16 protein-coding genes are annotated in these 25,479 nt (G+C 59.7%); 14 read left to right on the forward strand and 2 right to left on the reverse strand.

Features of this window, described 5'->3' with window-relative positions:
- Window positions 1-305: 305 nt before the first annotated feature.
- The 4 genes from ACFQDI_RS05275 (at window position 306) to ACFQDI_RS05290 (ending at window position 5,110) form a co-directional block, all read left to right on the forward strand.
- Window positions 306-1,577 carry a hypothetical protein gene (locus ACFQDI_RS05275; RefSeq protein WP_377164166.1) on the forward strand — a complete coding sequence of 424 codons (1,272 nt, stop codon included), beginning with the start codon at window positions 306-308 and terminating at the stop codon, window positions 1,575-1,577.
- Between the two features lie 281 nt (window positions 1,578-1,858).
- Window positions 1,859-2,809 (forward strand): IS110 family RNA-guided transposase, encoded by a 951-nt coding sequence (locus tag ACFQDI_RS05280; RefSeq protein WP_377164168.1) that lies wholly within the window; start codon window positions 1,859-1,861, stop codon window positions 2,807-2,809.
- 457 nt (window positions 2,810-3,266) lie between these two features.
- A complete protein-coding gene (locus tag ACFQDI_RS05285) occupies window positions 3,267-3,635 on the forward strand; it encodes an SMI1/KNR4 family protein (RefSeq protein ID WP_377164170.1) in 369 nt (122 codons plus the stop codon).
- Between the two features lie 659 nt (window positions 3,636-4,294).
- The gene (locus ACFQDI_RS05290; protein WP_377164172.1) at window positions 4,295-5,110 is read left to right on the forward strand and encodes a hypothetical protein; all 816 of its coding nucleotides are present in this window, start codon (window positions 4,295-4,297) and stop codon (window positions 5,108-5,110) included.
- 246 nt (window positions 5,111-5,356) lie between these two features.
- Here ACFQDI_RS05290 and ACFQDI_RS05295 read toward each other — a convergent pair whose 3' ends face one another.
- Complete coding sequence (locus ACFQDI_RS05295; protein WP_377164174.1) at window positions 5,357-6,610, reverse strand: hypothetical protein; 1,254 nt, start codon at window positions 6,608-6,610, stop codon at window positions 5,357-5,359.
- A gap of 239 nt (window positions 6,611-6,849) precedes the next feature.
- Between ACFQDI_RS05295 and ACFQDI_RS05300 the strand changes: the two genes are divergently transcribed.
- On the forward strand, window positions 6,850-9,186 hold the full coding sequence (locus tag ACFQDI_RS05300; RefSeq protein ID WP_377164176.1) for a neutral/alkaline non-lysosomal ceramidase N-terminal domain-containing protein: 2,337 nt from the start codon (window positions 6,850-6,852) through the stop codon (window positions 9,184-9,186).
- Between the two features lie 149 nt (window positions 9,187-9,335).
- On the opposite strand, the gene ACFQDI_RS05305 is transcribed toward ACFQDI_RS05300, so the two are convergent.
- Complete coding sequence (locus ACFQDI_RS05305; RefSeq protein WP_377164178.1) at window positions 9,336-10,604, reverse strand: NPCBM/NEW2 domain-containing protein; 1,269 nt, start codon at window positions 10,602-10,604, stop codon at window positions 9,336-9,338.
- A 75-nt stretch (window positions 10,605-10,679) separates the two neighbouring features.
- On the opposite strand from ACFQDI_RS05305, the gene ACFQDI_RS05310 reads away from it, so the two are divergent.
- The 9 genes from ACFQDI_RS05310 to ACFQDI_RS05350 all read left to right on the forward strand — a co-directional run bounded on the left by ACFQDI_RS05310 (window position 10,680) and on the right by ACFQDI_RS05350 (window position 25,476).
- Window positions 10,680-12,884 (forward strand): DUF1553 domain-containing protein, encoded by a 2,205-nt coding sequence (locus tag ACFQDI_RS05310; RefSeq protein ID WP_377164180.1) that lies wholly within the window; start codon window positions 10,680-10,682, stop codon window positions 12,882-12,884.
- Window positions 12,885-12,887: 3 nt separating this feature from the next.
- Window positions 12,888-15,098 (forward strand): PPC domain-containing protein, encoded by a 2,211-nt coding sequence (locus ACFQDI_RS05315; RefSeq protein ID WP_377164182.1) that lies wholly within the window; start codon window positions 12,888-12,890, stop codon window positions 15,096-15,098.
- Complete coding sequence (locus tag ACFQDI_RS05320; protein WP_377164184.1) at window positions 15,098-17,386, forward strand: c-type cytochrome domain-containing protein; 2,289 nt, start codon at window positions 15,098-15,100, stop codon at window positions 17,384-17,386. Before ACFQDI_RS05315 ends, ACFQDI_RS05320 begins: the two co-directional genes overlap by 1 nt.
- A gap of 50 nt (window positions 17,387-17,436) precedes the next feature.
- A complete protein-coding gene (locus ACFQDI_RS05325; protein ID WP_377164186.1) occupies window positions 17,437-18,861 on the forward strand; it encodes a DUF1501 domain-containing protein in 1,425 nt (474 codons plus the stop codon).
- A 123-nt stretch (window positions 18,862-18,984) separates the two neighbouring features.
- Window positions 18,985-20,343: a DUF1501 domain-containing protein gene (locus tag ACFQDI_RS05330; protein ID WP_377164188.1), complete on the forward strand. Its 1,359-nt coding sequence runs from the start codon at window positions 18,985-18,987 to the stop codon at window positions 20,341-20,343.
- Between the two features lie 33 nt (window positions 20,344-20,376).
- On the forward strand, window positions 20,377-21,750 hold the full coding sequence (locus ACFQDI_RS05335; protein WP_377164190.1) for a hypothetical protein: 1,374 nt from the start codon (window positions 20,377-20,379) through the stop codon (window positions 21,748-21,750).
- 13 nt (window positions 21,751-21,763) lie between these two features.
- Window positions 21,764-22,156, forward strand: a complete 393-nt coding sequence (locus ACFQDI_RS05340; protein ID WP_377164192.1) for a RidA family protein — start codon at window positions 21,764-21,766, stop codon at window positions 22,154-22,156.
- Window positions 22,157-22,163: 7 nt separating this feature from the next.
- The gene (locus ACFQDI_RS05345) at window positions 22,164-23,009 is read left to right on the forward strand and encodes a M15 family metallopeptidase (protein ID WP_377164194.1); all 846 of its coding nucleotides are present in this window, start codon (window positions 22,164-22,166) and stop codon (window positions 23,007-23,009) included.
- Between the two features lie 4 nt (window positions 23,010-23,013).
- The gene (locus ACFQDI_RS05350) at window positions 23,014-25,476 is read left to right on the forward strand and encodes a PVC-type heme-binding CxxCH protein (RefSeq protein WP_377164196.1); all 2,463 of its coding nucleotides are present in this window, start codon (window positions 23,014-23,016) and stop codon (window positions 25,474-25,476) included.
- Window positions 25,477-25,479: the final 3 nt, after the last annotated feature.

Below are 25,479 nucleotides of genomic sequence, written 5' to 3' on the forward strand. Positions count from 1 at the left end.
CCGAGCATCTGGCAGCGAATCCCCTCTCCCCATCGATGATATGGCAATGGCCACTTTTTTCTTTGGGGAACCGTAGCGCAGCAGATAGACGAAGTCAAAGGTAGGGTGAGGGGCATTTCATGGCCTTGCTGTTAGGGGCGACCGCTCTATCTGCACTGGATTTTCGGCAACGTAAAAAGTTGAAAAGGGGCCGGAGGCCCGCCGCGTACCGGCTCCGCTTTCACACAACTCCACCATACGGCACAACGAAGAATGGGCACCAGCCTCCCGTAGTGTCCTTACACTCACCTCCATCACCACTCACCATGCACACCCGCCGCACATTCCTCACCACCACCGCCGCGCTCACCCTCCTCCTCCCAGCGCTTCTCCCTCTGCATGCTCAAGTTGAACCCACCCCCGCCATCACCGGCGAGACCGAGCACTTCCTCTACCGCATGCCCTCATCCGATGCCCCCTACATCGACACCCAGCGGGACAGCAAAGCCTTCGCCTTCAAAGGCACCCGCATCATGCTCTCGGAGGACAACGGCACCACCTGGCCCCACACCGCCGACTTCCCCGACGCCGAAAACATCACCTTCTCCGTCATCCTCAAAAACGGCAGCATCCTCTTCGCCACCCGCCAGCACCTCTTTCTCTCCACCGACAACCTCAAGACTCATCGCGAGATCATCGTCAAAAAGCCCGACGGCACCGACTACATCCCCCACACCCCCGTCAAGCCCGACCAGCCCGGCTGGTACTTCCACTCCCTCGATGGCGAGCACTGCTTCGAAGTCGGCGGCAAAGAAATGCTCGTCTGGGGCAATTACTGCAACGTCATCGGCGGCCCCGTCCCCGTAAACATCTACTACTCGACCGACAACGGCCACACCGTCAAGCTCGCCTACGCCTTCGGCCAGAATCCCAAGTTCCAGCAAAAAGACGCCCCGCCCACAGCCCCTCTTCTCGGCGACCCCACCAACACCCTCATCGCCCGCCACGTTCACAACGTCACCTACAACCCCGCCGAAAACGCCTTCTACGCCGTCACCGGAGACATCGACCGCGGCCACGGCAACGAATGCCACTGGCTCCGCGGCACCTACAACGCCACCTCCGACACCTGGGACTGGAAAGTCCTCATCTCCGTCAACTCAAACTCCCGCTTCAAATGCGGCGGCCTCAATTTCATCGGCGACAAACTCTACTGGATCGCCGACGCCAACGGCCCCGCCATCGCCAACCGCTACGACCGCGGCATCTTCGTCTGCGCCCCCTCGGAGATCACCGACACCTCCAAGCACACCCTCCTCTTCAATCCCATGTTCGAATCCGCCAACATGCTCGTGCAGGACGGCGTCTTCCTCGCCACCCACTGCGCCCCGGCCTCCACCTACAAGTGTGGTATCATCTGGTCCCCCGACATGGGCAAAACCTGGGCCCAGTACGACCTCAGCGAGTTCGGCCCCCGCAGCGGCTGCCGCATCAACAAAAAGAACACCGACGGCTGGTTCCGCATGGACCTCCGCAAAGGCTGGATCGAACGCGCCGAAGTCCTCTTCCTCAAACCCAAGCCCGCCGCCAAAAACTGAAGTACGACAGACACTCCTTGTATGAGTAGCGCCGTCCTGATTCCGGGCTGAGTTTGAACTCAAGCTTGGAACTCAGGCTGGCTGGTGACGGCCAGCCAGCCTGAGAGCGTGCGGGGCAGACCGGAGACACTCATGACCCTTCGAGGTCGTCAGACAGCCAGTCGCCCGCACGCCAGGACAAGCTCGAACTCGAACAGTTGACTGAGCCTGCCACGGGCTTTGGCCCGCAGCAGCAGCTCGCATCACAAGGAAGCAGTCGAACACTCAAACTCATCCCATCCATGAAGCCCCAATCTGCCTCCAGCGGAGGCGTTGTCTATATCGGCATCGATGTCTGTGCTCAATGGCTCGACATTCATGGCCTCCCTGCCAAAAAGAAAATCACCCGGCTGGCAAACACCGCTGCCGGCCATGCCAGGCTCATCGCCGCGCTGCCACCAGAGTGCCACATCCTGCTGGAAGCCACCGGCGGCTACGAACAAGCCCTGTGGCTGGCCCTGCTGCGTGCAGGCAGGGCCGTCAGCAAGCTCAACCCGGCACGCGTGCGCCACTTTGCCAAAGCCAGCATGAAGCTGGCGAAAACAGACGCCATCGATGCCGCCGTGCTCGCCGCCTTCGGCGCGGCGCTCAAGCCTGCGGCAGACACTCTGCCCGCCGACTGGGAGCTCGAGCTCTCCAGCCTGGTTGGTCGCCGTGAGCAGCTGGTCACAGCACGTGCCATGCAGAAGACACAGCTCAAGCAACTCACCCACAGGCAGCTCACAGCACAAGCCAAGGCCTTGATCAAAACCTTCAGCAGCCAGATCGCCACGCTCGACAAACTCATCAAAACACTGCTGGCGCAGGACGAGGCAAGCCAGAGAGCAGCACGTCTTCAACAGATGGACGGCATCGCTCAAGTGGCCGCCGCCACGCTGATGGCAGAACTGCCAGAACTCGGCAGCCTCGACGACTCACGCATCGCCTCCCTGGCCGGTCTGGCCCCTCACCCCTACGACAGCGGGCCGATGCGTGGCCAGCGCCACATCCAGGGCGGGCGTAGAAAAGTGCGCAACGTGCTCTACATGGCCTCGCTGCGCTGCATCTGCTGCAACACCATCCTCAAGGCCTTTTACCAGCGCCTGCTTATCAAGGGCAAGCCCTTCAAGGTCGCCATCACCGCGGTGATGCGCAAACTGCTCTGCGTTCTCAACCGCTTGATCGCAGATCCAAACTTTAAACTTGCCAGCTGACACAGTTGCTGTCTGTCGGCCAGCGCTCCCCAATTCCCCCAGACCATCGAAAATCCTCAACCTGACTAACCACCATTCATGTTGTCGCTCCTGAAGGGAGCAGAGAAATTAGCCGGTGGTGAAGCGAGGCTCGCCGAGCGAGAACCACCGGACCAGCCGATGATGATCTCTGTGTTCAAGTTAGCATGCCGGAGGTATGCGAGAAGCTTTCCGCCACCCAGCGTTCACGAGCAGTCCGCCTGCCAGCCTCCATGTTCACCACTCCTCCAAGCGCGGGATCGGTGTTCCAAGGCACGTTATCCGGCGAAAGGGGGCAAAATAACCAAGTCCTTGCGTGCGAATCGACACTTTTGCGTAACTTTGCGCAACATGACAACAACCCCGTCAATTATAATGGTGTTGGGGCAACCCCTGCGATTCTGTTGATGATTCCACTGTTAGGAGACCAAGACATCGTATGAGCGCGAGTGTTCTGAAACTTGAAAAGCGATTGGGGATTAGCTTGCCCGCAGACTATCGGAGCTTCCTTGTTGCTCATCGCGACAGATTGCTCGATCACGCTCGAGTTTTCCTTCCGCCTCGCTCCGGTGTCGTCGATTCTCTTCTGACCGCTGATGAGCTTCTGAAGAATGATGATCGGAAGCAGATTGGTATCCCGGAAAAGTCACTGATGTGCATCGGTGGGAATCTGTTGGGTGGTTATCTTTACACGAAGGTTTCTAGCGACGCCCTTGGGCAGATCCATTACATGGAGCGTTACGAGTTTCGGGAGCAGTTCCCATCGTTTTCAGCATTTCTCGATGACACACAACCAGAAGCCGCCTGACCATGCACTGCAGCGAACGACTCCGGCTGTCACGGCCCGTGCTTCCGCCGCCGCCATGCATGGACACCTCAAAAACATCCCTGTAGCGCAGCGACCCAAACTGGTGTCGCTGTTCCCGTGGGGTGCGTCTTACTTCCGTACGTGGCGTTCACTAAGATGGTTCTTGGCGCTGTTGCTTCCAGTTGCCTCGAGTGCGGTGTTGCTTTGGCATCACCGGCACGGCATTGGCATTTCCCTGGTCGTTGGCCTCGTCGGATCTTATTTCGCTGCTTGCCTGTTCGTCGAGCTTTGCTCCGGCATGGCATCATCGAATTGGGGTACACATTTTCGCCAGAGCGAGCCGAAGCGGTATTGGCTGCAGGTCGGCGTTGTGGGAGTTGAGTACTTTGGGTTTTCATGTGTAGGGTATTTTGTATGACCACGCCGTCTAACCATGCGCTGCAGCGAACCTGGTGGGCGCGTCGCGGTTGCAATCGTTGCGTCCAGTGCTCCGGGTCGCTAAGCTTGGGGGCGTTAGGCGTTTCTGCATCCGCCCTCGCACCTCCAAGATTGTGCCGATGCTGCGGGCTCGCTCGGAAACCGCCGTATCGCGTCGATATGACCGCCGCGAGTCGCGGGATCCGCTGATTCCATGCACCCAACTCAGAAAGCCTCATCCAATGAAACTCGTCAGAACTGCCACGTTTGCAGCCGGATTGTTGAGCATTTGTCTGGGGTCCCGCACCGGGCTCGGCGCCGATGCGGCGGCTCGGCTCACTCCCGGGGAAACCTTCTCCATTCCGTTCCATGAGATGCCGCCGACCTACTGGGCGGTGGCTACTTCGAATAAAGGACCGGCCCGATTGTCGATTTCGCTCCCCAAGAACTACACGCCGGGTGGCAAGTTCCCCCTCCTCGTCTTCCTGCATGGCGGCAGCGGCGGCAATGGGGGGCCCAAGGCGGCCATCGTGTCAGCGATGACCGCGGACCAGGACTTTGTCTGCGCCTCCATGCCCTTCTTCAAAAAAATCGCTCCGAAGGACCCCGGCGGCAATATCGTCATGCGGGATGAGGACGCCCAATACATGTGGCCCTTCTTCCGCGCCATGCTCGCCAAGCTATTCGAGGTCGTCCCGAACATCGACAAAAACCACATGATCATCGGCGGCTCCTCCAATGGTGCTCACGCCACCCAGGGCCTGATCGATGAATCAGACGGAGAAATCACCAAACAGTTCTCCGCCTTTTTCTTCATCGAAGGCGGCGGCCGCCTGAAGCATTACGAACTGCTGAAGGGGAAGCCGTATCTCATGGTCTCCAGCCAGACGGCCTCAAAGCCCCGGGCACAGCAGATCATCGACCAGGCCTCCGCTGCCGGTGCCTCGACCACGTTTATCTTTGAGGATGCCGGTGGCCATACCGTCCCGATGAAGGCGGCCCCCGCCATGCGTGCCTGGCTCATCGAACAGGCGACAAAGCCCACTTCACCGAAATGACTGCCCGGCCCAATGAACAAAGCGCCTGACCATGCGCTGCAGCGAACCGCTCCGAGCTCGCGGCCCTCGATGTAGACCACCGCCTTTCCACCCTTCGCCAGGCACCACGCACGCAGCGGTTATTGCATCAACAAAAGAACACCACGGTTGGTTCTGCATGGACCTCCACAAAGGCTGGGTCGAACGCGCCGAAGTCCTCTTCCTCAAATCCAAGCCCGCCGCAGGCCCCTGACCTCCGAGTGCTTATCACATAATTGAAAATACCTCGGTTACATCATCAAAAATGTCTTCCGGCGTTTCGTGGAACCCACGAATTCCTCCATCTTGAGAAACTTTGATTCCCACGCCCAAAGCAGACAAAGCGCGCGCCGCAGCAAGACGGCCTCCTCCAGTACTTCCTCCTTTTATTTTCAGGATTGCTCCGACAGCCAAAATCACGCCTTTGTGGTCTATGATCGTAGCGCCATCTATCGCTAATAATTCTTGGCGTAGTCGTCGGTCAAGGTTCTGAAACAGAACCCCATTGACCATCGAAGCGATAGCCCTTCCTTTAGGAGACGAAGCCGGAGAAAGATAGTCCGCGCGTGATGTGGCGATGTCTTTCCATTTTTTAGAATTAGCCGCCAAAACCACCCCAATGCATGCACCAGTCCTAGCGAAGGATGCATCCAGTGCACTTTCATATACTGCTTGTCTCACTATCTTATCTGAAGGTTTTCCCATTTGAGTGAGAATCGGGGAATGCTTAAGATAATGCCACTTTCCGCTTCGGCGTGCAAAGACAAGCTCTTTGGATCTGAAGATCAAAATGTCCCCGCTTCGATTTAGCGCGATCGCAATATTGCCATCATTAGCCCACTCGGCTATAGCCTGTAAGCGATTTGGAGAGAACGGCGGAGGGTGTGGAGGCTGCTTCAATTGTTCATGACCACAAATTTTGCCGTTAAAATCGCAAATCAACATTGTATCAAAACCGTTCGATAACACAGCGCTGAAATCGTGATCGCAAATATCACGAAAGTGTGTGCCTCCTGTGAATTCTTTGCGTGAAAACCCAATAGCGGCAGCGATAGGGCGGCCTTCATATTGTCGTCCTGCCCAAAGTGACATTTGATCAAGGACGGACAAAAACGCTTCTTCTTCCACCTTCACAGAACAGAGAGATTTCGCAATCACGCGTCTGGGAAACATGGAGGCAAGATCTGCTTGATACCAACTATTTAAGCCTCCCTGCATTTTACCCACTACTTGGACAAAAGCTTTCACAAGGTCAATCTCTGCCAACTTGCCGCCGCCAAGGTTGTCAAATGCTTGGCTGCGTTTCAAATGTAGACGAAATGAATCTTCAGATTGTGCTTTGAAAGCTATAGTGCATGGATCGACAAAGGCTACTTGCGCATCTTTGGTCGATGATTTCACGCTTTTTTGATCTATCGAAGCTCCGCTAAACCATGGAAGCAGATGGGTTTTTGCTAGTTGTCTTAGTTTGGATTCGTCCATAAAAATCATCTGCTCAATAAATCACGATCATTGATTTTAATCCTCGTGATCTAACGCAAATCAATCTCCTTAATGTTATCCTAGCAGCTATATTGGGCTTTGCCAAGTCGAGCAAAATTCTGATGGGCATGAATGGCATTCGGTCAATTTTCTGCCCCATTTTTTACTCCGCATTTTTCCAATCTCTGCGGTGTTAAATCAGTCCTCCCCCCGCGTAGTCCTCCCACACACGCCCGCCCATGCACCTCCGCCTCCTCTTCTCCCTCCTGCTCCTCTCACTCCCCACCCTCGCCGCAGACACCCTCCTCCCCGCCGGCGCCGCCTCCATCGACATCACCCCGGACTACCCGGTCCGCCTCAGCGGCTACGGCAACCGCCGCGCACCCAACACCGGCGTCTCCCAGCACATCTTCGCCAAAGCCCTCGCCATCGGCAGTGACACCGAAGGCCCCGCCATCCTCGTCACCGTCGACAACGTCGGTATCCCCGCCTCCATGCGCGCCGAAGTCCTGCGTCGTCTCACGCAGGACACCAAAGCCACCGACGCCCGCTTCGCCATCTGCTCCAGCCACACCCACTGCGCCCCCATGCTCATCGGCGTGCTCCCCAATCTCTTTGGCATGGACATTCCCGCCGAGCACCTCCCCGCCATCGAGCGCTACACCCGCGAACTCACCGACCACATCGAAAAAGCCGTCCGCGCCGCTCTCGCAAATAGAAAGCCCTCCTCCCTCGCCTGGGGCATCGGCAAAGTCGGCTTCGCCGCCAACCGCCGCCTTTTTCCATTAAAGCCCATCGATCACGACCTCCCCGTCCTGCGCGTCACCGGCACCGATGGCAAAGTTCGCGCCATCTTCACCAGCTACGCCTGCCACTGCACCACCATTGGCATCGACGAAATTCACGGCGACTGGGCCGGCGTCGCCCAGGAAGCCCTGCAGCGCGAATTCCCCGGAGCCATCGCCCTCACCGCCCTCGGTTGCGGTGCCGATCAAAACCCCAATCCCCGCCGCACCATGGAACTCGTCAAACAATACGGCGAAGACCTCGGTGCCGAAGCCAAACGCGTCGCCACCAGCGAACTCAAACCCCTCACTGGCCCGCTTGCCTGCCAATCAAAACAAATCGACCTCGCCTTCGACACCCTCCCTACCCGCGAAGAATGGCAAACCCTCGCCGACTCCAAAACGCCTGCCATTTCCTACCACGCCAAAAAGAACCTCGCCCGTCTCGATCGCGGCGAAAAACTCCCCACCCATCTCCCTTACCTCGTCCAGCGCTGGAGCTTCGGCAACGACATGGCCATGGTCTTCCTCCCAGGTGAAATCACCGTCGACTACTCCCTCCGCATCAAACGCGAATACGACCGCTCCCGCATGTGGGTGAACGGCTACTCCAACGACGTCCCCTGCTACGTCCCCTCCCGCCGCGTACTCGAAGAAGGCGGCTACGAAGGTGCCGGCGCCATGGTCTACTACGACCGTCCCACCAAGTTCGCCCCCGATGTCGAAGACCGCATCATGACCGCCGTGCAAACCGTGATGCCCAAAGAATTCCTCTCCTCAAAACCCCAGCCCATCGAATCACCCTCAGCCATCGCTTACCCCGATCACTCCAACCTCCTCACCGTCCGCGGCCGCCCCGTCCAAACCGCCGCCGACTGGGCCGAACGCGTCACCGACATCAAAAATAACATGCAGCGGGTCATGGGCCCCCTCCACGACACCTCCCGCTGGACACCTCTCGATGTAAAAATCATCTCCGAAGAAAAAACACCCAAGTACCTCCGCCGCAAAATCCACTACACCCCCGAACTCGGCGATACCGTCCCAGCATGGCTCCTCATCCCTAACGATGCCACCAAAGCCCTCGCCATGCTCTGCCTGCATCAAACCACCAAGATCGGCAAAGACGAACCCGCAGGCCTCGGCGGCAAGCCCTCCCTTCACTACGCCCACGAACTCGCCGAACGCGGCTACATCTGCCTCGTCCCCGACTACCCCTCCTTCGGCGAATACCCTTACGACTTCAAAACCCAGGGCGCTCACCGCGTCAGCGGCTCCATGAAAGCCATCTGGAACAACATCCGTGCCGTCGACCTCCTTCAAGCCCTCCCCCAGGTTAACAAAGACAAAATCGGAGTCATCGGCCACTCCCTCGGCGGCCACAACGCCCTCTTCACCGCCGTCTTCGACGACCGCATCAAAGCCGTCGTCACCAGCTGCGGCTTCACCCCCTTCCACGACTACTACGGCGGCAAAGTCGCCGGATGGACCAGTGATCGCTACATGCCCCGTATCCGCGATGTCTATGAAAACAACGCCGGCAAAATCCCCTTCGACTTCTACGAAATCCTCGCCGCCATCGCCCCCCGCGCCGTCTTCTCCAACTCCCCTCTTCACGACACCAACTTCGACATCACCGGCGTCCGCAAAGCCTTCACCAAAGCCACCGAAATCTACACCCTTCTCAAAGCCGAAAAAAACCTCACCCTCCTCACCCCCGACGCCCCCCACGACTTCCCCGACCCCCAACGCCACGCCGCCTATCAGTGGCTCGATCAAAAGCTCAAGTAATCCTCGCACATCACGTCACGCCGACAAAACACGCCAGCCCTTTTGGAGTGCGGTCGCGAAGATGCACGGCGCAAGCCTGCATCGCAGCTACCGCTTTCGTGAGCTATTGAGTATTCTTCAGCTCAGCCCTGCAAAAGCAACGTCCCACATCAATTCTTCACCAGCGTCGGCTCCGCCCAGATCGCATAATTGCTCTTCGCATCCAGCCCCCGTGAGGTCAGCGCAAGCTGAAGCTCCCTCACCCCCGCGACATCACATTCCAGCAACTTCGCCGGATCAGTCCCATTCAGAATCACCGTCGTCAGCACCTTGCCATCCCCGCTGACCGTGAATTCAACTCGCCCTTTCGCTCCAAGTTCCGGATGCAATCCCGCCAGCACCGTGAAGCGCGCATAAACATCTTTCGGCAGCAAAAACGTCAGCGGCTTCCCCATGCCCGCGCTGATCCCGTTTTTGAACTCCTGATTGCTGGATCCGACACAAAGTTTGAGCGGAATCTCCTTGGTTCCACCTTCCAAAATCACCCCGCTCCTCGGATGCCCCCAGTTCGGCGAGCTGAAAAACTGTTGTTGCGGATAGTAGCAACTCGCCGCCTCCAGAGGAAAGAAGCCGCCAATCTGCACCCGCTTAAGCAGTTCCTGCTCCTCAGCTGCAAACTTCTGCATCCCAAGGCACATCATGGTATAAACCGCATCCGCCACCACCTGCGCGTCCATCGTTGCGGCTCGCTTCTGATGCTTCACCACGTCTTCCTTGTCCTCCTTGTACAGCGCCTGCATGATCGGAACCGTGGTGCTGCGTGCATTGAGTATCTCATCATGCACCCGGTGCATGAGCCTCCATGCAGCTTCATTCACCGTGTTGCCAAGAAGTGCAGGTTTGTAGCCCTCGATGCTCACCTTGAAATCCCCGTTTTCAATCGGTCCGTGCATCAGCTGGCCTTTCATTGCCTCCGTGGGGGGCAGGAACTGCTGCAGCAGAGTAAACATGTTGTCTCCCGGCACCGTGTGCGAAGGGCTGCCATAATCTTCAATCTGGTGACATACCGTGCCGATGTAACGCGCTGCATCGCCAAGCTTCCCGCTGCGCAAAGATGCAACAGCCTGCTCCATGAAGTATCGCATCACCTCAAGGTACTCCGGCTGCTGAGTCGGCAGGTGCAGGATCTTCAAATACACCTCGTTCGGCACTGACTCCATCTGGGCATACTTGGCATTTTCCTTGTCCGAAAATACATGGTCCGGGATCATGCAGTACTTGTCGCCAAGCTGCTTCAATTCACCACCCAGCACCTCCTTTTGCCAAGCAGGCAGCACCTCTAGGGCCGCACGTGTGATGGCATGGTGAGGCTCTCCCCAGCCCAGGACAAGGGAGGGTGTGGAAAGCGCAAGAAAGGTGGAAAAGGCAAGATGTCTCATTGTGCTGGAAATTAGTACTAAAGTCACCCGGTGCGAAAAAGAGGGGACGTAAGCCGTAGGTTTAAAGTGATACAAATGAAAGCCTTTCTGAAAGCATGGATTTTAGTGCTGCTCGCCGGTTCGGGTCTGGCGGCGGAATCGTCGCGTCCGCTGAGCTTTGTGAACGACATCCAGCCCATCCTTACCAAGGCGGGCTGCAATGCCGGTGTGTGCCATGCCAAGGCAATCACAGGCCAGCGCGGCTTCCGTCTCAGTGTGCTTGGTTTTGAACCTGAGGAAGACTACGAGGCCATCGTGAAGCAGGGCAAAGGGCGGCGCGTGTTTCCGCCGGCCCCGGAAGAAAGCCTGCTCATCACCAAAGGTGCGGCCATCGTGCCGCACACTGGCGGCAAAAAACTGGAGCCAGGTTCCGAAGACTACAAGACCCTCGTGCGCTGGATCGCAGAGGGCATGAACTATGCGCAGAAAGACGAGGCAAAGCTTAGCAGCATCTCCGTGGAACCTGCGCGCATCACGATGAAGGTCAAAACCACGCAGCAGCTGAAGGTGACCGCACGCTACTCCGATGGCAGCAACCGCGATGTGACCCGGCTGGCGCTCTTCGAGGCCAATGACCGCGCCATGGCGGAGGCTGGAGAGCAGGGGCTGGTGAAGACACTGGACATTCCCGGCAATGTGGCGGTGATGGTTCGCTTCGGCGGCCGTGTTTCCGTCTGCAGCGTCTCGATTCCCCTGGGGGCTCCGGTTGAGTCGCTTCCGCCGGTTAAAAATTTCATCGACCAGCATGTGTTTGCCAATCTGAAGCAGATCGGCGTGCCGCCCTCGCCCATCTGTGATGACTCAACCTTCCTTCGCCGTGTCTCTCTCGACATCGGCGGCCGGCTGCCCACCTCGGAGGAGACAAAGGCTTTCCTCGCCAGTCGTGAGCCGGACAAGCGTGACCGCGCCATCGAGGCGCTGCTCAACAGCCCTGACTACGCGGACTACTTCGCCAACAAGTGGACTGCGCTGCTCAAAAACACACGTTCAGAAGCCGCGGACATCACCTCGAACTTCGCCTTCCATGCCTGGATGCGCGACAGTTTGCTGGCGAACACCAAGTACGATCAGATCGTGCGCCAGATCCTCGCTTCGACAGGCACGATTGTTTCGAATCCCCCCGTTGCATGGTACAAGCGCGTGAAGGAGCCAACGACTCAGCTGGAAGACGTTGCACAGCTTTTCCTTGGTGTGCGCATGCAGTGCGCGCAATGCCATCATCATCCCTTTGAGCGCTGGACGCAGGCGGAGTATTATCACCTCGCGGCGTTCTTCAGCCAGATCGGCCGCAAGCCGACCGCCATCGCGGGTGAAGACCTTATTTTTCACAAGCGCGGTGTCGCGCAGACGGAGCACCGCAAAACCCGTGTGATGCTGAAACCCGCCGGCCTGGGAGAGCCTGAGCTCAGCATCGCCCCCGATGATGATCCGCGTCTTGCGCTGGTGGACTGGATGAGCAAGAAGGACAATCCGTTCTTCGCCAAGTCGCTGGTGAACCGCTACTGGAAGCATTTCTTCAAGCGCGGCCTCGTCGAGCCCGAGGACGACCTGCGCGACACCAACCCGCCCACGAATCCCGATCTCTTCGACGCGCTGGCGAAAAGCTTCGTAGACAGCGGCTACGATCTGAAAGCTCTCGTGCGTACGATTGCGCAAAGCCACACCTACCAGCTCAGCTCCACGCCGAACCAGCACAATGCCATCGACCGGCAGGCCTTTTCTCATTACTACCCAAAACGCATGACGGCCGAGGTTATGCTCGACAGCATCGACATGGTCACCGGCTCCAAGACTGACTTTGCGGATCTGCCCGCCGGCACACGCGCCATTTCGCTGCCTGACAACAGCTACAACCGGGCCGCGCCCTTCCTAAAGGTCTTCGGCCGTCCTGAAGGCGCCAGTGTCTGCGAGTGTGAGCGTGTGCAATCCGCCAGCCTGGCCCAGAGCCTGCACCTCATGAATGCCTCGGATGTGAAGGCAAAGCTGACTGCGAGCGGCGGGCGTGCTGAATCTCTGAGCAAGGCCGAAATGCCCGAGCCCAAGCGCATTCGCGAGCTCTATCTGGCCGCTTTTTCCCGTGAACCCACTGCCGATGAAGTGCGGATCAGCGAAAATTATGTCGCCAGGCCGCGCAATGATGCGGCAGGCAAACCGCTCGATTCCCAGCGTGCGAAACGCAACGGCTATGAAGACCTGCTCTGGGCGCTGCTGAACACGAAGGAGTTTTTGTACAACCATTGATCTATGTCCGCGAAATCCACACTCACACTAGCCGTCTGCACACTGCTTGCCGCCTCGGCCTTCGCTCAGCAGGTTACGCTGCCGCTGCCTCGCCTGCTCACCGTCATGCCGATGGGCGGCCGGGCGGGAACGAACGTGGAGGTCACCATCACTGGTGAGAACACGGAGAATGTCAGCGCGCTGCTGTTTTCGACGCCGAAGATCACGGCGCAGCCGGTCGCGGGCGCTGAAAACAAGTTTACGGTCAGCATCGCGGCGGATGCACCGGTCGGGGTTTACGATGCCCGGGTGATGTCGCGGCTCGGTGTGTCTTCGGCACGTGCCTTTTCGGTGAACAAGCTGCCGGAGGTGACACGCACCAAGTCAAACAACACTGTGGAGACAGCGATGGTTCTGCCTGTGGGCACGATCTGCAATGCCACGATGACAAAGCGGTCGGTGGATTTTTATGCGTTCAAGGGGGTTAAGGGGAAGCGTGTGGCAGTGGACTGCGCGGCGGCGGGCATCGACTCGCGGCTGACGCCGGTGCTGATCCTGGCAGATGCCAAAGGCGGTGACCTGAAGGTCAACCGCACGGGTGGGGTGATCGATTTCACGCCACCTGCCGACGGGACCTACCTCATCAAGGTGAGCGATCTCACGTATCAAGGCGGTGAAAGGCTTTTCTACCGGCTCGCGCTTCAGGAAGTGCCGGGCACAGGACCTGCGCCCCGGCAGCCGCAAACACAGACTGTGAGCGCCATGTCATGGCCGCCAGCGGGTCTGGCTGCAAATGCCAAGGCGAATGAAACAGAGCCGAACAACAAGCCGGCTGAAGCGCAGAAAATCACTTTGCCGTGTGACATTGCCGGCTCGTTCTTCCCCGCTGCGGATGTGGATTCCTATGAATTCACGGCCAAAAAAGGCGAGGTCTGGTGGGTGGAGGTGGCCTCGGAACGGCTGGGCCTGAACACCGACCCCTTTGTGCTGGTGCAGCAGGTGAAGAAAGACGGAGGCAAAGAGACGCTGACCGATGTGGCGGAGCTGTATGACATCGCACCACCGATGAAGGTGACCAGCAATGGCTATTCGTACGACGGCCCACCTTATGACGCCGGCTCCCCCGATGTGAACGGCAAGTTTGAGGTCAAGGAAGACGGCACCTACCGGCTGCAGGTGCGCGATCTTTTTGGCGGAACGCGGAGCGATGCCAACAATGTCTATCGCCTCATTGTGCGCCAGGCCGCCCCTGATTTCTCCCTTGCCGCCTGGGCTGTGCACATGACGCTTCGCAACGGAGACCGCGCTGCGCTGTCCAAGCCGATGGCGCTGCGTGCAGGCGAGACGCGTGCTTTTGAGGTCGTGGTGCAACGCCGTGACGGCTTTGATGGTGAGATTGAAATCACCATGGAAAATCTGCCGCCCGGAGTGAGCGCGGCCGGGCTCAAGATCGCCAAAGGCAAGCCTTACGGTCACCTGATTCTGACCGCCGCAGGCGATGCCAAAAGCGGATTCTCCCTGGCGACCATCACCGGCAAAGCGATGGTGAACGGCACTGCTGTGACGCGCCCCGTGCGTCTGGCGAGCATGGAATGGCCGGTGAAGGATGCGAAGGGGGAGATTCCCTCGCCACGCCTGATGGCCGACATTCCCGTTTCTGTGAGCGATTCTGAGCAGGCACCTCTGACGATTGCCGCGGTGGAGAACAAGGTCTTTGAAGCCAAGGCTGGCGAGACGCTGAAAATTCCGCTTAAACTCACGTGGCGCAATGAGTTCAACGGCAGCTCGATCAAGGTAAAAGCCTACGGGGATGGGTTCAGCGCCATCAAGGAATTCGACATTCCGATCAAAGCAGCCACACACGAGGCTGTGATTGACCTGGCGGCGCTCAAGATCGCACCAGGAGACTACACGTTTGCCTTCCAGAGCCTGGGCATCTGCAAATACCGCTACAATCCCGCCGCCGTGCCGCTGGCCGAGGCCGAGCAAAAGAAAGCGGAGCAGCTCGCCACCGCAGCGGCTGCCGAGGCCAAAAAAATCGCCGCCACCGATGCGGAGGCTGCGAAAAAAGCGGCTGAAAAGCAAAAGCAGGCGGAAGCAGCCATGGCGGCAGCATCCAGCCGCATGAAAGCCGTCACCACGGCGGCCTCTCCCACAGACACCGTGGAGATTCTTATTTCAGAGCCAATCCGGGTTTCGGTGAAAAGCGCCGCAGCCACCACCGCCAGCAAGTGATGAAGCCACAATCCGTCTTTGCCTTTGTTTGCCTTTCGACGGCCGCCATGGCGGCCGACCTCGATTACTACCGCGACGTCTACCCTTTTCTGAAGGCGAACTGCATTTCTTGTCACAACAAGACAACGACAAAGGCAGACCTGAACATGGAGACGCCGGAACTGATGATCAAAGGGGGCGAAAGCGGACCGGCGATCATCCCGGGAAACGGTGCGGAGAGCTTGATCGTGACGGCGTCGCTGCATCAAAAAGACATGGAGATGCCACCGCCGAACAACAAATCCGGTGCGGTGAACCTCATCCCTGAACAGATTGCCACTCTGAAGCAGTGGATTGACCAGGGGGCCAAGGGGTCGGTGATGGTGGAGCGTGCGGTGGTACTCCAGGCCTTCTCAGCCAGCATCGATCCGATCTACAGCGTGGCGATGACCAAGGACGGGCGTTATGTGGCCTGCGGGCGCTCCAACCACATCTATGTCTATGACATGGCGACGCGGCAGTTTGTTGCGCAGATCAGCGACCCTGGCGAAAAGAATGGTGCAGCGCACCGCGCGCTGGTGCAGTCGCTGGCTTTCAGTCCGGACGGTACGCGGCTCGCGAGCGGCAGCTTCCGTGAGGTGAAGATCTGGAAGCTGGCGGAAGGCAAGCCGACGGCCGGAGCTGCGAATGCTTCTTCAGCGCCTGCGAGCGCCGATTTGCTCAAAAAGATCGCAACCACGGGCAAAGTGACCGTGCTGAGCAGCGCGATGTCAGCCGATGGCAAGCAGGTTGCCACAGGCTGTGATGACGGTTCGGTGCGTGTCTGGGACGCGGTGACGGCCAAGCCGGTCATTGAATTGAGAGGCAGCGTGGCAACGGCGAAAAAAATGGCGGAACTCGAGTGGACCATCGCGGCGCAGGCCCTGGAGCAGGCTTTTCAAAAGAGCGAGATCGCCCGCGTCGAAGCACAGGACAAGGCGCTGGATGTGCTGCTGGGCAAAGCCAAAGACGCGATCGTGGCGATGAACAAGGTGCTGCCGGAAAAACAGAAAGCAGTGCCGCCGACAACGGCAGCCAAGGAGACCGCGCAAAAGGCCGTCGATGAAGCTGCGGCAAAAGCCAAAGAGGTGGCGGCAGGCGGCAAGCCGGATGCGGCGCTGGAGAAGCAGCTCAAGGATGCACAGGACAAGCTGATCACCGCCAAAATGACGGAGGTTTCAGCGCTCGCGGCTGTTTCTGCAGCCGAAAGCAATGTGAAGGACGCCGAGGACGACATGAAGCGCATCACCGACTCGAAAGCGGCCAATGCGAAAGCTGCGGCTGCTGCGAATGCGGCCATCGCGACCGCCAAAGCGTTGCAGGAGAAGGCTGAGGCGGATCTGGCTGCGGCGAAGCTGGCCGCCAGCAAGGCCGGGGCCAAGCCCATGGCAGTTTCCTTCTCCGCAGACGGGGGGCGGGTGGCTTCGCTGTTCGATGATGGCAGGCTGCGCGTGTGGGGAACCGCCAGCGGCATGCCGATCGAAGAAAGCACAGGAGCTGCCGCCACGAAGACTACGATTGCCTCAGCGCCTGACGGCTCCTTTGTGGCGACCAAGGCCGTTTCCCAGACGGCGGGAAGCTCGCCGCGGTGGGTGCTGGAGCGCAAGATCGACCAAAAGGGGCTTTTTGCGGACCGGGTGAATGCTGTGCGTTTCAGCCCGGATGGCAAAACCCTTGCGACAGGGGGAGGGGAGCTTTCACGCAGCGGTGAAATCGTCTTCTTTGACGTGGCCACCGGAAAGGCCACGCAGACATGGAAGGAAAAGCATGCTGACACCGTGCTCTGCCTGGATTACTCCCCGGACGGCAAGCGACTTGCGACCGGCGGTGCAGACAAAATCGCGCGTGTCACAGACATAGCCACCAGCAAGCAGGTGAACCTCTTTGAAGGCCACACGCACCACGTCATGGGGGTCGCGTTCCGCAGTGACGGGCGTGTGCTTGCCACGGCAGGAGCGGACGGCACGGTGGTGACGTGGGACATGATCATCGGAGAGCGGAAGCGAAAGATCGAGGGCTGGACCAAGGAGGTGACGTCGTTGCAGTTCATCGGCGCGACGAATCAAATCGTCACGTCCGCCGGTGACAACCGCATCCGCATCGTGACAGATGACGGCACCGAAGTCCGCGCCATGGCCAACCTGCCGGACTACATGCAGGCTGCGGTCAGCGCACCCAATGGCAGCGCTGTCATCGGTGGCGGCGAAGACAGCGTCCTGCGAGTGTGGGACGGAACCGGGAAAGAGCTCATCGCGTTTGGGGCGAAGTAGCTCGCTCAACGGGATGGGAGACCGCTTTTCGTGAACCGTGAATTTTCCTCATGTCCACCCTCATGCAGCTCTCTACTCCCGTCCGCTGTGCAGGCCCCATGGCGCGCCGCAGCTTCATGCAGTTTGGCCTGTCTGGAATGGCGACACTGAGCTGGCCTGGGCTGCTGAAGCTGCGTGCGGAGAACGCCGCAAGGCCGAAAGGTGAGAGGAAGTCCATCATCATGGTCTGGCTGCCGGGCGGGCAGTCGCACATCGACACCTACGATCCAAAGCCGGAGGCCAGCAGCGAGTACCGTGGGCCGTTTAAGACGATCAGCACCAAGGTGCCGGGCACCATCTTCACGGAGCTGATGCCTTTGCAGGCGAAAATTGCGGACAAGTTCACGGTGCTGCGCTCGATGAATCAAACGGCGGGTGGGCATCCGGCGGGGACGCTGCAAATGCTCTCGGGAGATCCTGACACGCGTGACAAGCCGGCCCCGCGTCTGCCGGACTGGATGTCCGTGGCGCACTACCTGCGGTCGCAGGAACCGCAGCAGCTGCGGGAGATGCCGAACTACGTCAGCGTCAATCCGATCAATGCATCCTACTGCGGGCCGGCCTATCTGGGGGCATCGTATGCGCCGTTTGCGGTGAGCGAGGACCCGAACCGGCCGCGGTTTGAGGTGCCTAACATCTGCCTGCCGGATGAGGCGGAAACGCGCCGGCTCAGCGACCGAGTCGCGCTGCGGCGCAGTCTTGACAAGATGGAGCGTGCGTTTGACCGAGAGGGAGAGCTCCATGCGCTGGATCAGTTTGAGGCCCAGGCAATGTCCCTGCTGACGAGCGCCCAGACGCGAGATGCTTTTGATCTGAGCAAGGAAGATGCCCGGACGAGGGACCGCTACGGGCGCAACCGCTGGGGGCAGCAGCTGCTGCTGGCACGGCGACTGGTGGAGGCGGGGGTGGAGATCATCACCAGCAGCCTGCACGGGCCTCTATGCGGGCGCACGCAGGTGTGGGACGACCATGCGGTGGACCATCACATCTTTGAGGCGCTGAGATTCCGCATGGGAAACTATGACCAGGCGGTGTCTGCGCTGATCGAAGACATCTATGCACGGGGGCTGGACAAACGTGTGCTGGTGGTCGTCACGGGCGAGTTTGGCCGCACGCCGAAGATCACATTTGACCGCAGCACGGGGGCGGGAGATGCCAGCGGACCTGCGGGCACGCTGCAACCGGGCCGAGACCACTGGCCGCGGGCCTTTTCCAACATCTGGGCCGGTGGGGGCATCCAGACAGGGGCGGTGATCGGTGCCACGGACAAGCGGGGTGAGGATGTCACCGAGCGGCCGTGCAGTGCGGGGGATTTTCTTGCGACGATCTATCACCATCTGGGCATTGATGCCTCCAAGGTCACCATCAACGACTTTAACGGTCGTCCGACTCCCATTGTCGATCATGGCCGCCCGATCCCAGAACTGATCGCATGATTTCTGCCGTAGCATTGCACGATAAACACAAGCACCACCGAGCGTAGGTTTTTACACATGTCATCCATTATTCAGCCTCCTTCCCTTGTTCGTTGCGCCGGTCCATTGTCGCGGCGTGGATTCATGCAGTTTGGCCTGTCTGGAATGGCGACACTGAGCTGGCCGGGGCTGTTGAAGCTGCGTGCGGAGAACGCCGCGAAGCCGAAAGGTGAGAGGAAGTCCATCATCATGGTCTGGCTGCCGGGCGGGCAGTCGCACATCGACACCTACGATCCAAAGCCGGAGGCCAGCAGCGAGTACCGTGGGCCGTTCAAGACGATTAGCACCAAGGTGCCGGGCACGCATTTCACCGAAATGCTGCCGATGAACGCCAAGATCGCGGACAAGTTCACGATCGTGCGCTCCATGTACCAGTCTGCGGGCGGGCATCCGGCAGGGACGATGCAGATGTTTTCAGGCGACAGTGACACACGCGACAAGCCCAAGCCGCGCCTTCCTGACTGGATGTCTGTGGCGCATTACCTGAGAGCCAAGGAGGGTGGGCGCAGCAACCCGCTGCCAAACTACATCGGGGTGCCTGCGGCATCTCCTGAGTATTCGAGCCCCGCCTACCTTGGGGATGCCTATGCGCCATTCGCCGTGAGCGATGATCCCAACCGTCCGAACTTCCAGGTGCCGAACATCGGGCTGGCGGACGAAGCTGAAAACCGCCGCCTGAGTGACCGGATAGCGCTGCGCAAGAGCCTGGACAAGCTGGAGCGTGCGTTTGACCGTGAAGGGGAGCTGGGTGCGCTGGATGAATTTGAAGCGCAGGCGGCCACGCTGCTGACGAATCCGAAAACGCGTGACGCGTTTGATCTGAGCAAAGAGGATGCCGCCATCCGCGACCGCTACGGGCGCAACCGCTGGGGGCAGCAGCTGCTGCTGGCCAGGCGGCTGGTGGAGGCGGGGGTGGAGATCGTCACCAGCAGTCTCAGCGGCCCTCTGTGCGGGCGGGTGAACAACTGGGACGACCATGCGGTGAACCAGCACCAGTTTGAAGCGCTGCGTTTCCGCATGCCGACCTATGACCGGGCCGTGTCCGCGCTCATCGAGGACATTTATGCGAGGGGGCTGGACAAACGTGTGCTGGTGGTCGTCACGGGCGAGTTTGGCCGCACGCCGAAGATCAGCTTTGACCGCAGCACGGGGGCGGGAGATGCCAGCGGGCCCACGGGCACGCTGCAGCCAGGACGTGACCACTGGCCACGCGCCTTTACAAACGTCTGGGCCGGAGGCGGCATTCAGACGGGCGGGGTCATCGGCGCCAGCGACAAGCGGGGTGAGGACGTGGTCGAGCGCCCCTGCAATGCGAGCGACTTCCTGGCGACGATCTACCATCATCTGGGCATCGATTACTCCAAGGTGACGATCGATGACCTTAACGGGCGTCCGACGCATATTGTAGAAAACGGCAGGCCCATTGCGGAGCTGATCTCGTGATGACTCTGAGCGTCTGAGAGCGTACAGAGTGACATGTATTTCCGCCCGGCACTTCTTCTTGGCTTTTGCTGCATTCTTTCCAGTGCGAAAGCACAGGAGGCCGTGGACGGGCGGTTTGCCGTCATCTCCAATCTCAAGGCTGGTGCGGCCAAGGTGGACATCACGCCGCCGGATGCGGCGGCTACCAAGATCGTGGGGCATGTGCGCCAGGTGAGCGGTGTGCGTGATCCGCTGCGTGCCGGGGTTTTGATTCTGGACGATGGCGAAACGAAGGCCGCGATTGTGACCCTGGATACCATTGGCGCGTGGGATGACATGGTGAAGGATGCGCGTGCGCGGATCGAGGCAGAGGCTGGAGTCCCTGCTGCGAACATCCTTGTCTCGGCCTCCCACAACCACTCCGGGCCTGGATACATCGAAAACATGCGGTGGGCGGCTGATTTGATCAACAAGCTGGGGGCTGCGGCCAAGGAGGCTGCCGCCAGCATGAGGACGGTGAGCGTTGGCTATGCAGAAGACCGCATCAGCTTTGGCATCAACCGCCGCAAAACGTACGATGGCCGTGCGGTTGTGAGCCTGAATCCCGATGGTCCCAACGACCCGCGTGTGAAGGTGCTGCGGTTTGATGACGGCAGCACGCTGACGCCGCTGGCGGTCATCATGCATGCGGTGTGTCATCCGTGCTTTTTCACCTGGGGCGACAAGGGCTCCCAGCCGTACCCCAGGGGCTACCCCAAAATGAGCGCGGACTTTCCGGGTGAGGCGCAGACCTTTGTGGAGATGTGCTACGGGCAGAAGACCAGCGCGCTCTTCATGCAGGGCTGTGCCGGGGACATTCGGCCGAATCTTCCGGGGTATCCCTACCGCTGTGCAGACGAGGCGGACATCCAGTGGGCGGGGCGTGATCTCGGAGGCGCGGTGGCGCGTGCGGCGGCCTTTGGCGTGACACGTGAGCAGCTGCGCAAGCGCGAAACTTTTTACCCGATCCGCGTGGCCAGCGAGGTGGTGGAGCTTCCTGGAAAAGAGCAGCCCATCCGTGCCGAGCTGATGGCGATGAAGATCGGCCCCTTTCTTCTGCTCACCATGCCGGGAGAGCCGATGGTGGAGTATGGTTTCAAGCTGGAGCAGGCCATCGCGAACCGGGCCACGCCGATCGTCGTCGGCTATGCGAATGGAAACATCGGCTACATTGCCACGGCTGAGGCGCACAAGGTGGGAGGGTATGAGCCCAACCTTTCCAAGCTCCAACCGGAGGCGGAGGTGATTCTTCTCAAGAAGCTGGGCGCGCTGGCTGACCGTGTCGTCGGGGATGTGTTTGAGAGTTTTTCGAAGCACCCCAGGGACATGCAAAAGCGCGAAGCCGAGGAAAAGGCCCGCCTGCAGTCCGTGCCAGTGGCGAAACCCTGATCACTATATTTTCATGACTCATCCCCTCGTCTCGTATCCGCAACTGCCTGACACGCCCACATCACATCTGCCCTTCAGCCCCTGTGTGGTGGTGGGAGATCTGATCTTTGTTTCAGGCCAGGCATCTGTGGACCAATCGGGGAACATCATCAGCGACACGTTTGAAGGGGAGTTCCGCCGGAGCATTGAAAATGTGCGCAAGGTGCTGGAGGCCGCGGGCAGTGATCTGGCCCATGTGGTGCAGACGCGGAACTACGTGCGAGATGCCGAGGACGTGCCGCTGTACAACCAGCTCTACCGCGAATATTTCCCGCAGCCTTCGCCTGCGCGGACCACGATCACCAACTGCCTGCCGCCATCCCTGCGCTATGAGGTGGAAGCCGTTGCTGTGCGCAAACCCAACTGAAACGACCATGAGCAACGACGAAGCGGCACGCCGCGCCTACTGGGCGGAGCAAATGGAGAAGGGCTACGAGATCGTGCAGAAGCTCATCACCTTTCCAGTGAATGAATGTGGCGAGCGTTTTGCGTCGATCCCTGATGCGGCTGCTGATGCCAAGGTGGAGATGCTGTTTTCCACCAGCAAGATCGCGGGGGATCTGGACCGTGTCTATTTCCTGCGTGAGAGCCTGGTGCGCGATGTCATCACCATCGGGCGTGAGATGAACGAGCGTGGCTGGATTCTGAAGATCGAGGACGGCTTTCGTTCGCTGGACATGCAGCGGCAGCTGGTGCGCAAGCCATCGGTGTTTGACGCGGTGCTGAAGAAATGCATCTGGGAGCTCGGTGGGGAGATTCCGAGCACTGAGATGATGTTCCGGCGCGCCATCGTGCTGACGGCCAACATGCCCAAGATCGGTGCGCACATGTCGGGCTCGGCCATCGATATTTCGGTTTTCCGCCGGGACGACGGCACCGAGGTCTGGCGTGGCTACCCCTATCTTGAAATGAGCGAGTGTACGCCGATGCGCTCGCCCTTCGTCGCGCCCGAGCATGTGGCCACAAGGCTTGAGATTGCGGCGATGATGGAAAAGCACGGCTTCATCCATTTTCCGTTCGAGTTCTGGCACTTCGACAAAGACGACGCCGGCATGCACATCCTCACGGGCAACCCGGCACCCTGCCGGTTCGGACCGGTGAACTGGGATCCGCGTACCAACGAAGTGACGCCTGTGCCTGACCCGCTCGCTTTGCTCAATCCGCTCCCAGTTATTGAAAAAGAAATCGCAGCGGCCCTGGAGCGGGCTCGCAATGCCTAATCCCATGAAACCACTCCATTTCCTTTTTTTGCTGCCAGCCATGGCTGCGCTGGGCGCCACACCGACCAAAGCGCCGGTCGTTCCTGACCAGCTGCCGCCGCAGCTCGAAACGCTGCAGCCGGGAGTGAAGATCACACTCATCGCGGAGCATCCGGATCTGGTCACGCCGACGGGGATAGCGGTGGACAGAAACGGAAACATTTATTCCATCTCCTGCCACACGCATTTCCGCCCGGATGATTATGACGGTCCGGTGCACGACGAGGTGGTGGTCTTTGATGCGAATGGCAAAAACCGGCGGGTGTTTTACAACAAGACGGATGCGACCATGCATGTGGAGATCGGGCCGGATGGCTGGATCTACCTCTCTGAGCGCGACCGTGTGCTGCGTGTGAAGGACACCAACGGCGACGGGGTGGGGGATGTGGAGGAAAACGTGGCGACGCTGGACACTGTGTCCGACTACCCGCACAACGGGCTCAGCGGCATGTGCTGGCATCCGGATGGCGGTCTGGTCCTCTCTTTGGGGGAAAATTTTGGCAAGGACTGGACGCTCACCGGCAAGGATGGCAGCAAGGTCAGCGGACGTGGCGAAGGCGGCGTATTTCGCTGCACGGCGGACGGTTCCAAGCTGCGGCGCATTGCGCTCGGCTTCTGGAATCCCTTTGGCCTGCTGGTGCGCAAGGATGGTGAGATCTTCGCCGCAGAGAATGATCCCGGCAGCCGTCCGCCCTGCCGTCTGCTGAATGTGGTGGAAGGCGCGGACTATGGTTTCCAGTGGGTGTATGGCAGCGCGCCGGTTCATCCTTTTGTGGGCATGAATGGCGAGCTGCGCGGCACCATCGGCATGGTGCATCCGTGCGGTGAAGGACCATGCGACATCTTGGAGCTCGGTGGCGGCGTGCTGATTCCCTCCTGGAGTGATCACAGCGTCGACTATTACCCGCTCACACGCAAAGGTGCGGGCTATACCTCCCAGCGCATCCCGCTGCTCAAAGGCGGTGACTTCTTCCGCCCGACCTGCATGGCCGTGGGTCCGGATGGGGCGTATTATTTGAACGACTGGGTGTTCAGCTCCTATCCCATCCACAAACGGGGACGTCTTTGGAAAGTGGAGATCGATACTGCCAAGGCCTCGTGGATCAAAGCCAAGGCTGATCCGCTCAACGAGCAGGCACAGCTGGCGAATGATCTGCGCACCGGCAAAGCCAAGATGGATGCCAAGGCGCTGCTGGAGCTGGCGAAGGGCAAGGATGCGTATCTGGCCGATGCGGCATTGACGGCGCTGTCGCGCGAGAAATGGACGGTGGAGGCGATGAAGAAGCTGGAGCCAGCGGATCGTGTGTGGGTGCTGGTGGCCCTGCGCCGGGTGGATCTGAAGGAAGACCAGTGGGTGAAGGCTTTCATGAACGACGCTGATCCTGAAATGCGCTTTGAGTGCCTGCGCTGGATCGCGGATGCCGTGATGACTCAGTTTTCGCCGCAGGTGGAGGCAATGCTTTCGGATGCCAGTCTCGATTATCATCTCTTTGAGGCGGTCCTTGCAGCCTGGAACACGCTGCGCGGTGAACCGGGTGCTGGCGTGACGAATCCGGAGGTGCTCGTGGAACGCATCACCAACGCCAAGACACCGGCGCGACTCAAGGGATATGCGCTGCGCCTCGCCCCGGCGACGCACAAGGCCATCACGGTGCCGCTGCTGAAGGAGCTCTTTGCGGTGGGTGACCCAGTGCTGTCGCTGGAGGTCGTACGAACGCTGGCAGCCCGGAATGCGGATGATGCGCGTGCCGTGCTGGCGGAGATCGCGGCGGATGAGGGACAGAAAGAGGAGGTGCGGGCAGATGCCGTCGCCGGGCTCGCCAGTTCCATGAAGCCAGCTGAACAGGAGCTGCTGGCGAAGCTGGCCAACGGCAGCGAAGGGGCTTTGCGCCAAGAGGCACGTCGTGCGCTTCGCTATACCGACAAGGACAAGTGGTTCGCGATGAATGCGAACAGGCCTGCATTCAATGACACTGCCGCTTGGCTGAAGCTGCTGGATGCGCTGCCCGGCAAGGCAGATGCAGAAGCGGGCCGGCGTATTTTCTTCCACGCCAAGGTGGGACTCTGCGCCACATGCCACCGCCACAGCGGGCGTGGCAACGTGGTGGGGCCGGATCTGAGCCTGGTCTCGCAGCAGGGGGATCGTGCGGCCATTCTGAGCTCGATTCTTGAACCCAGTCGTGAAGTGGCGCCTCAGTATCACCCTTCGCAGGTCAAGCTGAAGGACGGCACCGAGTTTGTGGGCATCATGCTGCGCTCATCCAACACGGAGGTCTTTCGTGACATCACTGGTAAGGAGCGTGTCTTCCCCCAGACGGACATTGTGAAGCGCATCGAGATCGACTCATCGCTCATGCCCGCCGGGCTGGTGGTGTCGCTGACGGATGAGGAATTGCGAGATTTGCTGGCCTTCCTGACCGTTAGGTAGGGC

This window comes from Prosthecobacter fluviatilis (assembly GCF_042655725.1).
GTDB lineage: Bacteria > Verrucomicrobiota > Verrucomicrobiia > Verrucomicrobiales > Verrucomicrobiaceae > Prosthecobacter > Prosthecobacter fluviatilis.

Bases quoted from the DNA above. Each gene is read 5' to 3' on its own strand.
- ACFQDI_RS05275 (WP_377164166.1), top strand. From the start codon at position 306: ATGCACACCCGCCGCACATTCCTCACCACCACCGCCGCGCTCACCCTC.
- ACFQDI_RS05330 (WP_377164188.1), top strand. From the start codon at position 18,985: ATGCAGTTTGGCCTGTCTGGAATGGCGACACTGAGCTGGCCGGGGCTG.
- ACFQDI_RS05305 (WP_377164178.1), bottom strand. From the start codon at position 10,604: ATGAGACATCTTGCCTTTTCCACCTTTCTTGCGCTTTCCACACCCTCC.
- ACFQDI_RS05285 (WP_377164170.1), top strand. From the start codon at position 3,267: ATGAGCGCGAGTGTTCTGAAACTTGAAAAGCGATTGGGGATTAGCTTG.
- ACFQDI_RS05335 (WP_377164190.1), top strand. From the start codon at position 20,377: ATGTATTTCCGCCCGGCACTTCTTCTTGGCTTTTGCTGCATTCTTTCC.
- ACFQDI_RS05280 (WP_377164168.1), top strand. From the start codon at position 1,859: ATGAAGCCCCAATCTGCCTCCAGCGGAGGCGTTGTCTATATCGGCATC.
- ACFQDI_RS05295 (WP_377164174.1), bottom strand. From the start codon at position 6,610: ATGGACGAATCCAAACTAAGACAACTAGCAAAAACCCATCTGCTTCCA.
- ACFQDI_RS05320 (WP_377164184.1), top strand. From the start codon at position 15,098: ATGAAGCCACAATCCGTCTTTGCCTTTGTTTGCCTTTCGACGGCCGCC.
- ACFQDI_RS05345 (WP_377164194.1), top strand. From the start codon at position 22,164: ATGAGCAACGACGAAGCGGCACGCCGCGCCTACTGGGCGGAGCAAATG.
- ACFQDI_RS05310 (WP_377164180.1), top strand. From the start codon at position 10,680: ATGAAAGCCTTTCTGAAAGCATGGATTTTAGTGCTGCTCGCCGGTTCG.
- ACFQDI_RS05340 (WP_377164192.1), top strand. From the start codon at position 21,764: ATGACTCATCCCCTCGTCTCGTATCCGCAACTGCCTGACACGCCCACA.
- ACFQDI_RS05300 (WP_377164176.1), top strand. From the start codon at position 6,850: ATGCACCTCCGCCTCCTCTTCTCCCTCCTGCTCCTCTCACTCCCCACC.
- ACFQDI_RS05290 (WP_377164172.1), top strand. From the start codon at position 4,295: ATGAAACTCGTCAGAACTGCCACGTTTGCAGCCGGATTGTTGAGCATT.
- ACFQDI_RS05350 (WP_377164196.1), top strand. From the start codon at position 23,014: ATGAAACCACTCCATTTCCTTTTTTTGCTGCCAGCCATGGCTGCGCTG.
- ACFQDI_RS05315 (WP_377164182.1), top strand. From the start codon at position 12,888: ATGTCCGCGAAATCCACACTCACACTAGCCGTCTGCACACTGCTTGCC.
- ACFQDI_RS05325 (WP_377164186.1), top strand. From the start codon at position 17,437: ATGTCCACCCTCATGCAGCTCTCTACTCCCGTCCGCTGTGCAGGCCCC.